This is a genomic window from Mesorhizobium sp. M4B.F.Ca.ET.089.01.1.1 (assembly GCF_004022605.1).
Lineage (GTDB): Bacteria > Pseudomonadota > Alphaproteobacteria > Rhizobiales > Rhizobiaceae > Mesorhizobium > Mesorhizobium abyssinicae.
This window is the reverse complement of the sequence record NZ_RZOS01000225.1, coordinates 1-9183: the sequence shown is the minus strand read 5'-3', so window position 1 is coordinate 9183 and position 9183 is coordinate 1. Positions and strand designations below refer to the sequence as shown.

The window sequence follows — 9183 nt, the reverse complement described above, 5'->3', positions numbered from 1 at the left end:
TGCCGCGATCATCATCACGATCAGATCGCCAAGCCGATGCGTGGCGTTACCAGCGCGGGGGTCAGGCACGGCGCCGAAATAGCTTTCAAGGCTCGAAATGGCAGTCTCTCCCTCGTTAAGACTGCCTGCTCACAGAATCCCTTCTCAGCCCAACTTCAAGTCCCAAAAAGCCATATGCGATTCCCCTGCCCACGAGGGGGGGAGATTGGCAGCTCCAGCGCCTCGCTCATCGTGCAACGTTGGAAACTAGCGAAAGGCGGCATGACATCTAATCTCCCCCCATGTGGGGGAGATGTCCGGCAGGACAGAGGGGGGCGCTGTCCCGCCAGCGTCGAAGAGAAACTTCAACACTAAATCACATTCAACTCCCGGAACGCCCGCCCTTCGGCCACCCGGCTGTACCCGAACGCAGAGCAATCCACCGTTCGGTAGCCGCCATGCACGATCAGCTCGGAGAGCGCCTTGCCGACGGCCGGCGCCTGCTGCAAGCCGTGGCCGGAAAAACCGTTGGCGAAGAGGAAGTTCTCGACCTCCGGATGCGGCCCGATCACCGCGTTCTGGTCGAGCGTGTTGTAGTCGTAATGACCGACCCAGGCGCGCGTCGGCTTGATCGCCTCGAAGGCGGGGATGCGGGTCGCCAGCGTCGGCCAGATCACCTCCTCGAACAGCGGCCAGTTGACGTCGAAATCCGCAGGATCGGGAGCATGATCGCCTTCCTCCGGTTCGGCGCCGCCGGTGAGGTAGACCGAGCCTTCGGGCCGCACATAGATGCCGCTGGGATCGACCAGCAGCGGCATGTCGGCATATTTCTCGCGCGCCTCGAAGACGAAGACGTTGCGCTTGCGCGGCTCGACCGGCAGCACGAGCCCGGCAAAAGCCGCGACCTTTCCGGCATTCGGGCCGGCAGCGTTGACGACGATGCCCGCTTCCAGCGTCTCGCCATTGTCGAAGCTCACGCCGGTGACGCGGTCGCCCTGCCGCGCGATGCCGGTGACATCGGCGGTGATGAAGTCGATCTTCTTGTCGCGCAGCGCCTTGCGGAACAGCATCAGCATCGCATGCGCGTCGAACCAGCCCTCGCCGCTGCGGCCATAGGCGCCGGCGGAAATGCCTTCGGCCGACATCCAGGGGAAGCGGCGCGTCAGCTGCTCGGCGTCCTCCAGCAGAATGTCGGCGCCCTCGGCGATCTGCGCCGCATGATTGGCCTTCAGGATCGGCAGCCCGGCCTCGCCGGCCAGGATGAGATAGCCGCCCTCGCGGAAACCGATATCGGCATCGGCGCCAAAAGTCTCCTTCAGCCGCCGGAACAGTTTCAGCGTGAATTGCGACAGGCGGATGTTTTCGGGAATGGAGAACTGCTGGCGGATCGAGGCCATGGAAAGCGTCGTCGCCGCATGGGAAAATTGCGGGTCGCGCTCGACCAGCGCGATCGAGCCGGAAAACCCTTCCTCGCGCAGATAGTAAGCGACCGAGGACCCGACGATGGCCCCGCCGATGATGACGATGTCGTAGCGCACTTTCTTCTCCGATCCGCCCAGTGGCATCCTTCACGCCACCGGCAGGCTGATCTCGAAGCGCGTGCCGCGCTCGCTGTCAACCAGCCTGATCGTGCCATCATGCGCTTTCAGGAGGGCCAGCACGATGCCCAGGCCCATGCCGGTGCCGCCGGTCTCACGCCGCGTGGTGAAGAACGGCTCGAACACCTTGCCGCGGTTGCTCGGCGAAATGCCGGCGCCGTCATCGCTGACCAGGATGGTCGCCCGTTCCGCCGCGCTCGTGGCGGAGATCGAGACCAGGCTGGCGCCATGCCGCGCCGAATTGTCGATCAGATTGGCCAGCACGATCGCCGCGTTCTCGGCCGAGATGCGCAGGCCGGTCCCGCCGCCGGCCTCGACGCGGACCGTCAGCCGGATGTCCGCGGGCAGCAGCGCCAGCGCCGCATCGAGCGACGTGCTTTCGCCGCTGGGCGCGAGGTTTTCGACGCGCGCCAGCTCGAGCACGCGGCGCACCAGCAGATTGAGCCGCCCGGCGTCGGTGACGATATTGTTGGAAAACCGCTTCCGCTCGGCCTCGTCCATCGCCTCGCCGGAATCGCGCAGCAGTTCCGCCGCGCCCTGGATCGCCGTCAGCGGCGATTTGAGCTCGTGCGAGACATGGGTGGCGAAAGTCTGGATGCTGTCGGACCGCGCCTGCAGTTTTTGCGCCATGTCGAGGAAGGCGGCGGACAGCTCGGCCATCTCGCGCGTGCCGTGATGGTCGAGCGGTTTCATCGCTTCGCGGTCGCCGGCGGCGATGCGCTGGGTGCGCTCGATCAGCCCGTAGATCGGCCGGCTGACCGTGCGCAGGAAGACCAGCCCGATCAGCAGCGTGCCGCCGACAATCGCGATCGCCGCGAGCGTCACCTTGCCGCGCTCGCCATAGAGATGCTTGACGATGTTGTTCGGCGTCCGCGACAGGTAGACCACGCCGGCGATCCGGCCTTCGACCGCGACCGGCATGGCGACGAAGACCCGCACCCTGGTGCCGCGGCTGACCGAATAGAGCGGCGGCGCCGGCTGGTTGGGGATCCTCAGCCGGAGCGCGCTGGCATAGCGGCCGGCAAGTGCTGCGCGCACCTCCGCGACATCGGCCAGCGACTGCCCGATCTCCTCGCGCCCGGCGATGACCACGCCTCTTGGATCGAGCAGCCGGAAGCCGGCCAGCGTCGTCTTCTGCGTTTCCGCGAGGATGCCGGAAAGCCCCGCGCCGATTGCCGCGAAGGCCGGATCGGCGATTGCCGCGACCAAGGCGGGCCGCGTCGGCAGCACAGTGTCGGAGGCAAGGTCGAGGCGCGGCTCGAGCGGCTGGTACGGCTCGTTCGTGCTGGCGCTCCGCTGGGCGTCGATTGCCACCGGCGCGCCAAGCTTGTCCGGCGCGATCCCCGCCGCGCGCACATCCTCGGCATAGATGGCGGCCAGCACCGCGCCTTGCGCGATCAGTTCCGCCTCGGTCTGGCGGATCAGCTGGTTCTCATAGAGGCGGAAGAAGAACAGGCCGACCAGCGGCAGCGCCATCACCACGATCAGGATGGCGACCACCACCGTGGCCAGGCGCGGCCGCCATTTCTTGCCTGTCCAGTCCTGGGAATTCAGCCGCCGCATCGGCCGAGCCGGAAGCCGACGCCGTGTACCGTCTCGATCGCGTCCGTGCAGCCGGCCGCCGCCAGCTTGGCGCGGATGTTGCGGATATGGCTGTCGACGGTGCGCTCCGAGACATGGATGTTGGCGGCATAGGCATTGGCCATCACCGCCTCGCGGGCAAGCACATGCGCGGGGCGCGCGAGGAATCCTTTCAGGATCGAGAATTCGATCGAGGTCAGCGCCAGCGGCTGGCCGTCGAAGCTGGCGCCGTGGCTGGACGGCGTCAGCACCAGCCGACCATGCGCGAACTGCCGCTCGTCGGTCTCGGCCGCAACCGGGCGGGCGCGGCGCAGGATGACGTTGACGCGGGCGACCAGTTCGCGCGGGCTGAACGGCTTTGTCACATAGTCGTCGCCGCCCATTTCCAGCCCGAGGATGCGGTCGATCTCTTCATCCCGCGCCGACAGGAACAGCACCGGCACATCGGATGTCTGCCTCAGCCGCCGGCACACTTCCAGCCCGTCCATCTCCGGCATGCCGATGTCGAGCACGACGAGGTCGGGCGCGCGGCGCTCGACCGCCTGCAGGGCGGCCGCGCCGTCGGCGACGCCTTGCGTCTTCATGCCGGCCTTTTCCAGCGCGAAGCAGATGATCTCGCGGATATGCGGATCGTCATCGGCGACGAGGATTTGATGCGGCATCGATCAGCGGCCCGGCACGGAAGGTTGCGAAGGCTGAGGAACCACGAGCGGGCCTCTTTTGTCGAGAGTGCGGATGAGCCGCCAGTCGCGAAAGCTCCAGGCGCGCCAGTTTTTCTGTTCGGCGCGGTAAGCGGCCTCGTCCCCGGCGTGCGCGATGGCGAGGTCGCGCCGGCAGGGCTCATCGGTAGCGGGCCCGTTCGCCTGGTGCGCGAGGAACCGGTCGAGCGCTGGCAACGCGCCCGGGCCGAGCGAGCGCAGATACTGCGTGTCCAGCGGAACGCCTTGCCCGGTCATCTCGTAGGAATGGTCGACATTGTAGTTGGCGATCGTTGCTGCGAAGTTGACGTAGCAGCACGCATAAAGCGTCGCCGATAACGTCAGAAGATTGGCGGAGAGCAGCCATTCGCTGGATTTTCCGAGCGCGATGCGGGCGATGATCAGCGCCAGCCCCGCCGCCACCAGCCCCATCCAGACGAAGGCGGCAATGCGCAGATAGGTCAGCGCATAGATGCCGATATAGAGGTCGAGCCTCAGCATCGAGGAGATGACCAGCATGATGTTCTGCGCCACCCAGGCGTAGACCAGCCGGCGGATCAGCGGATCCCCGGAGGTTTCGCTGCCCGGCCTCAGCGCCGCCAGCACGAAGCCGGCGGCAAGCAGCGCGGTGACGATCAGCGGATAGGCGCCGCGATGCGCGTAAGCCGCGTAGGTCAGCCCGTCCGGCAGCGCCACTCCGCCCCACAGATAGGTGGCGTCGAGCCCGGTCTGCATCGCGAACAGGAGGTTGAACACGACCAGCGCGCGCAGGATCGCCGCCTTGCCGAAGAGAACGTCCTCGATTGCCGTCCTTGCCGGCGCCGCCGGTTCGACGCGAACAGGCCGCGCCGGCCGAGGCAGACGGCGGAGGAAGCGCGGCAGGCGCGGGCGCAGGAAGGCCCAGACGCCGGCGAGCACGGCGAGCCAGAAGATCAGCCGCGGCAGCTGGATCAGGTTGAGGAGTGCAAAAAGGTCGATCAGCGAGAACCAGTATTCGATGACCGGATTGGCGGCGCCGAACAAGGCGAGGAAGACGAGGCCGAGGCCGAGCGGCATCGCCCATACGGCGATCGCCGCCAGCCGGATGCGCCGCCGGCCATGGCGCCGCGCCGCCTTGCGCCAGCGCAGGAAGTCGCCCACGAAGCGGAACGGCGCGGCGATGACGAAGGCCAAGAGCTGCCTGGCGATGCGGGCAACGCTGGAGCGCAGCCGCCCGGCGAGCGAAAGCGCGAACACCGCCATTGCCGCCAGCGCGACCGAGACCGAGAGCGGACTGACATTCTCGACCAGCGGCAGCAGCGCGCAGAGCAGGGCGGCCGGCCTGATCCAGAGCCAGCGGTCGTTGGAGGCGAGGGACAGGGGATTGAGGGCCGCAACCGCGGCGGCGAGCGCGATGCCGAACAGGAACCACGTGATGCCGGCCGGCTGGCCATAGAAGAAAAAGTCCGCCAGCGCGACCAGCAGGACGGCGACGCCGAAGCGCCGGCAGTAGCTCGGCGCCGGCGCGAGGAGATGTGTCATGAGCGGGTTTTCCTCGCTTTGGCCGGGGCGTGGCGCGGCGGCGATCTAGGGACGAATGGCAACAGCGTCGCGGTCGGCCGCGACTTCGGGGCGAGCCACCAGCCATCGCTGCGCAGCCGGTAAGGCAGGGACCAACGGGGATTTTCGCGTGTCTGCATGCGGCCTGTCTCGCAAGCAGGCGAGGAGAGAGCGGGGCGGATTGGAGGAGGTTTTCCGCAATTGCGTGCAGGTTTCGTGCAGGCCAATCACTTCAAATTGCGCTGGCCCCGCGCCCTTTCAGAACGTTGGCGCCGCCCCTCACCTGCCTGCCGCCATCTTCTCCCCGTTCACGGGGAGAAGGACGTCGTCACGCGGATCTTCGCCAATCACCCGCGTCGCAGGAAGCGTGCTGGGGCCGCGGCCAGCCCCTTCTCCCCGTCACTATACGGGGAGAAGTGCCCGGCAGGGCGATGAGGGGCGGCGCCGACTTCCGACGATTGGCTGCGCTGCACGGCTTGCCTCCATTGTCCACAGGCGGCATAGATCCCGGATGCAAACCTACCGCCCGCGCCGTTCGGTGCTCTACATCCCGGCCTCCAATGACAGGGCGCTGGCCAAGCTCGCGACGCTTGCCTGCGATGCCGTGATCATCGACCTGGAAGACGCCGTGCCGCCCGCCGATAAGGTCGCGGTCCGCGAAAAACTGGCGGGCATCCTGACCGAACGTCCAAACCGGCGCTGCGAGATGATCGTGCGCGTCAACGCGCTGGGAACCGAATGGGGCATCGACGACGTGCTGGCGGCGGCGAAAGGCGAGGCCGACGGCATCCTTTTGTCCAAGGTCGTCACGCCGCGCGAGGTGCTGGAGGCCGGCGACCTGCTCGACGATAATTTCGCGCCGGACACGGTGAAACTATGGGCGATGGTGGAGACGCCGAAGGCCCTGCTCAACATCGGCGCGCTTGCCGAACTCGGCCGCGACCCGGCCTCGCGGTTTACTTGTTTCGTTGCCGGAACGAACGATCTGGTCAAGGAGACCGGCGTCCTGGCAACGCCGGACCGGCGCTATCTCATGCCCTGGCTGATGCAGCTGGTGCTGGCCGCGCGTGCCGGCGGTCTCGATGTGCTCGACGGCGTCTTCAATGATTTTCGCGATGCCGATGGCTTTGCCCGTGAATGCGTGGAAGCAGCCGCCATGGGCTTCGACGGCAAGTCGCTGATCCATCCGGCGCAGATCGAGGCGGCGAACCGCGCCTTCGCGCCGGCGCCCGAGGCTCTTGCGCAGGCGCGCGCGGTGAAGGCGGCCTTCGGGCTTCCCGAAAATGCCGGCAAGGGCGTCATCGCGCTCGATGGCAAGATGGTCGAGCGGCTGCATCTCGCCCAGGCCGAGAAACTGCTGGCGAAGGCCGCCGCCATCGGCGCATGATGGTCCTAAACGAAATCACCCACCACAGAGACGAACCATGAAACTCTACCGCTTCCTGTCCGCTCCCGACGATTCCAGCTTCTGCCACAAGGTGACGGCGGCGCTGAACAAGGGCTGGCACCTGTTCGGCTCGCCGACCTACGCCTATGACAAGAAGACCAAGTCGATGCGCTGCGGTCAGGCCGTGGTGAAGGATGTCGAGGGCCACGACTACACGCCCGACACCAAGCTGAGCGATTGGTAGACGCGGAATTTCAGCTGGCATGTCCAGCCGATAGATGGGTAACAGAATGGACCGGATACATAGGTAACAGTTCTCCCCCTATGAGTCCGCTGCAGCGCCAAGCGGATTGGTTGGCGCGGCGCTGCAGCGGACAAGCGTCATACGCCTTGTGTCGATGATGCCGAGCTGGTGGGCATGGAACGAAAGAGCCCATTGACCATCCTCGGTCTGGGCGGCCGCGACAGCTTCACCAGCCAATGCCTGCGAGACATAGACGAAGCCGCCGTTCCACCTGATCTCGCCATTGTGGCGTACATGACGGACCGCGGCCTCGGCTGGATAATCAGGCTCGGGCAGCATCGTCGGCATGGCGCGCCGGGAGGATCTGTAATGCTGGGCTGGAGTGTCCATGCCGAGCGCCTCATGGGGACGTTCTTCATTGTAGCTGTGCCGGAAGGCCTCGAAGGCCTGGCCCTGGGCCGTTCTGTCGGCCTCCGGTGCCTCGGCCAGCGGCAACAGGGTCAGATGAAAGCGCTCGTGGCGCCCGTTCTGCTGGGGTTTGCCGGGCGCGATCCGCTCCAGGGCGATGCCGAGTTTGATGAAGCGCACCGCAAGCGGTGTCAGCCCGGTGACACCGGCCGACGCGAAGGGCGGGCCATTGTCGCTTCGGAACCGGTCCGGCAGGCCATGCTCCTCAAACAGCCGCTCGAATATCGGCCAGGCCTCGGCATCCGCCGTCGAGCCGGTCGCTTCGAGCGCCAGCAAGTAGCGGCTCGACGCATCCATCACCGTCAACGGTTCGCAACGCCACCCGTCACGGGTCCGGAACCAGCCCTTGCGATCGCCAGTCCACACCGCGTTCGGCCCTTGCGGCTCCGGCCAAGGTCCATTGCCGCAGGCCCGCAGCCGGGTCCGCTTGCGGGCGCCGACAAGCCCATGCCGCGCAAGGATAGCGCCTGCCGTCGAGGCCGACGGCCAGATCAGTTCGGGAGCCGCGCGCTTGAGCCGCGCCACGATCTTCTTGGGCCCCCACAGCGGATACGTCTCCTTCGCCGCCACGATCCGCTCGACAAGATCAAGGGCTGTCGCACGGCCATGATTGAGCGGCGCTCGCGGCCGATCGTGCAAACCCTCCGGGCCAAACTCCCGGTAGCGACCCAGCCATTTATAGCCGATCTTGCGCGAAATGCCGTAGGCCGCACAAAGCTCGCTCATCGTCTCTTCGCCAGAAAGGCAATCCACTACAAAACGAAGCCGCTCGTCCATGATGCCAGTCTCTCGCCAAACCATCGCCGGGTCCTCCGGCGAGGGAGAAAACTGTCACCTATGCAATCGGTCCATTCTGTTACCTATCTATCCGGTTCGGACAGGCACCGTTCCTCTCCCTGCGGAGGGGGGAGAGGTGGCGCTGCGAAGCAGCGACGGAGTGGTGGAAGCCGGTCCTCAAAATGCGGCGGCGCTGATAATTCAGCGCAGGACCTCAGTCGAGGCGAGACATCGCCCTGGCTGAATAACAACGCCCCAGCCATGTCGACCCCCACTCCGTCGAGCTTCGCTCGACACCTCTCCCCCGATCGACGGGGGGGAGGAACGGCGCGATGCGATTTCGCGAAAAGGCTCTAGGCCGTCTGCTCCGCCGCTTCCTCGATCCGCTCCATGTCGTCGTCCGACAGGCCGAAATGGTGGCCGATCTCGTGGATCAGCACATGGGTGACGATGTCGCCCAGCGTCTCCTCGTTCTCGGCCCAGTAGTCGAGGATGGCGCGGCGGTAGAGCGTGATGCGGTTCGGGCCCTCGCCGGTCTGCGGGTTCCAGCGCTCGGCGATGCCGCGCCCCTCGAACAGGCCGAGCAGGTCGAACGGCGTTTCCAGCGACAGATCGTCCATGATCTCGTCGGTCGGGAAGTCGGCGATCTGGATGACGATCTCGCCGGTCAGCTTGCGGAAATCCTCCGGCAAATGAGCGTAAGTCTCCAGCGCCAGGAACTCCATTTCCTCCATCGACGGCGAAAGCTGGTCGTGCCAGGTGCGGGTCTTGTAGATGCGGGCCATTCTTTGTCCTTTGATCCCGGCATATAGGCTTTCGCGCCGGTCGAGGCAAATGATGCGGCAATTCCGTTGCATATCCTTTGCCGCTGCCGGGGAATCGGCTATCCGTCGGTTCCGGCCATGTATCAGG

General features: G+C 66.1%; 8 protein-coding genes. 2 read left to right on the top strand and 6 right to left on the bottom strand.

Going from position 1 to position 9183, the window contains the following annotated elements; all coding sequences use genetic code 11:
• Nucleotides 1-350: 350 nt before the first annotated feature.
• From EN780_RS20275 to EN780_RS20260, 4 genes are read right to left on the bottom strand one after another with little or no spacing between them, the layout of a single operon-like run.
• Nucleotides 351-1517 carry an FAD-binding oxidoreductase gene (locus tag EN780_RS20275; RefSeq protein ID WP_127394143.1) on the bottom strand — a complete coding sequence of 389 codons (1167 nt, stop codon included), beginning with the start codon at nucleotides 1515-1517 and terminating at the stop codon, nucleotides 351-353.
• A gap of 30 nt (nucleotides 1518-1547) precedes the next feature.
• Nucleotides 1548-3140, bottom strand: coding sequence for an ATP-binding protein (locus EN780_RS20270; RefSeq protein ID WP_128275113.1), 1593 nt, complete (start codon nucleotides 3138-3140; stop codon nucleotides 1548-1550).
• On the bottom strand, nucleotides 3128-3820 hold the full coding sequence (locus EN780_RS20265; protein WP_127394300.1) for a response regulator transcription factor: 693 nt from the start codon (nucleotides 3818-3820) through the stop codon (nucleotides 3128-3130). Before EN780_RS20265 ends, EN780_RS20270 begins: the two co-directional genes overlap by 13 nt.
• A 3-nt stretch (nucleotides 3821-3823) precedes the next feature.
• On the bottom strand, nucleotides 3824-5377 hold the full coding sequence (locus EN780_RS20260; protein ID WP_128275112.1) for a DUF4173 domain-containing protein: 1554 nt from the start codon (nucleotides 5375-5377) through the stop codon (nucleotides 3824-3826).
• A gap of 529 nt (nucleotides 5378-5906) precedes the next feature.
• On the opposite strand from EN780_RS20260, the gene EN780_RS20250 reads away from it, so the two are divergent.
• Both EN780_RS20250 and EN780_RS20245 read left to right on the top strand, forming a co-directional pair.
• The gene (locus tag EN780_RS20250) at nucleotides 5907-6782 is read left to right on the top strand and encodes a CoA ester lyase (protein ID WP_127394169.1); all 876 of its coding nucleotides are present in this window, start codon (nucleotides 5907-5909) and stop codon (nucleotides 6780-6782) included.
• Between the two features lie 37 nt (nucleotides 6783-6819).
• A complete protein-coding gene (locus tag EN780_RS20245; protein WP_127286464.1) occupies nucleotides 6820-7026 on the top strand; it encodes a DUF1737 domain-containing protein in 207 nt (68 codons plus the stop codon).
• Between the two features lie 78 nt (nucleotides 7027-7104).
• Here EN780_RS20245 and EN780_RS20240 read toward each other — a convergent pair whose 3' ends face one another.
• On the bottom strand, nucleotides 7105-8295 hold the full coding sequence (locus EN780_RS20240; protein WP_128275111.1) for an integrase core domain-containing protein: 1191 nt from the start codon (nucleotides 8293-8295) through the stop codon (nucleotides 7105-7107).
• Nucleotides 8296-8624: 329 nt separating this feature from the next.
• Complete coding sequence (locus EN780_RS20235; protein ID WP_127286465.1) at nucleotides 8625-9056, bottom strand: metallopeptidase family protein; 432 nt, start codon at nucleotides 9054-9056, stop codon at nucleotides 8625-8627.
• Between the last annotated feature and the right edge of the window lie 127 nt (nucleotides 9057-9183).

Excerpts from the sequence above, each read along its gene's own strand:
- EN780_RS20270 (WP_128275113.1), bottom strand. The coding sequence starts at position 3,140 with ATGCGGCGGCTGAATTCCCAGGACTGGACAGGCAAGAAATGGCGGCCG.
- EN780_RS20265 (WP_127394300.1), bottom strand. The coding sequence starts at position 3,820 with ATGCCGCATCAAATCCTCGTCGCCGATGACGATCCGCATATCCGCGAG.
- EN780_RS20260 (WP_128275112.1), bottom strand. The coding sequence starts at position 5,377 with ATGACACATCTCCTCGCGCCGGCGCCGAGCTACTGCCGGCGCTTCGGC.
- EN780_RS20250 (WP_127394169.1), top strand. The coding sequence starts at position 5,907 with ATGCAAACCTACCGCCCGCGCCGTTCGGTGCTCTACATCCCGGCCTCC.
- EN780_RS20245 (WP_127286464.1), top strand. The coding sequence starts at position 6,820 with ATGAAACTCTACCGCTTCCTGTCCGCTCCCGACGATTCCAGCTTCTGC.
- EN780_RS20240 (WP_128275111.1), bottom strand. The coding sequence starts at position 8,295 with ATGGTTTGGCGAGAGACTGGCATCATGGACGAGCGGCTTCGTTTTGTA.
- EN780_RS20235 (WP_127286465.1), bottom strand. The coding sequence starts at position 9,056 with ATGGCCCGCATCTACAAGACCCGCACCTGGCACGACCAGCTTTCGCCG.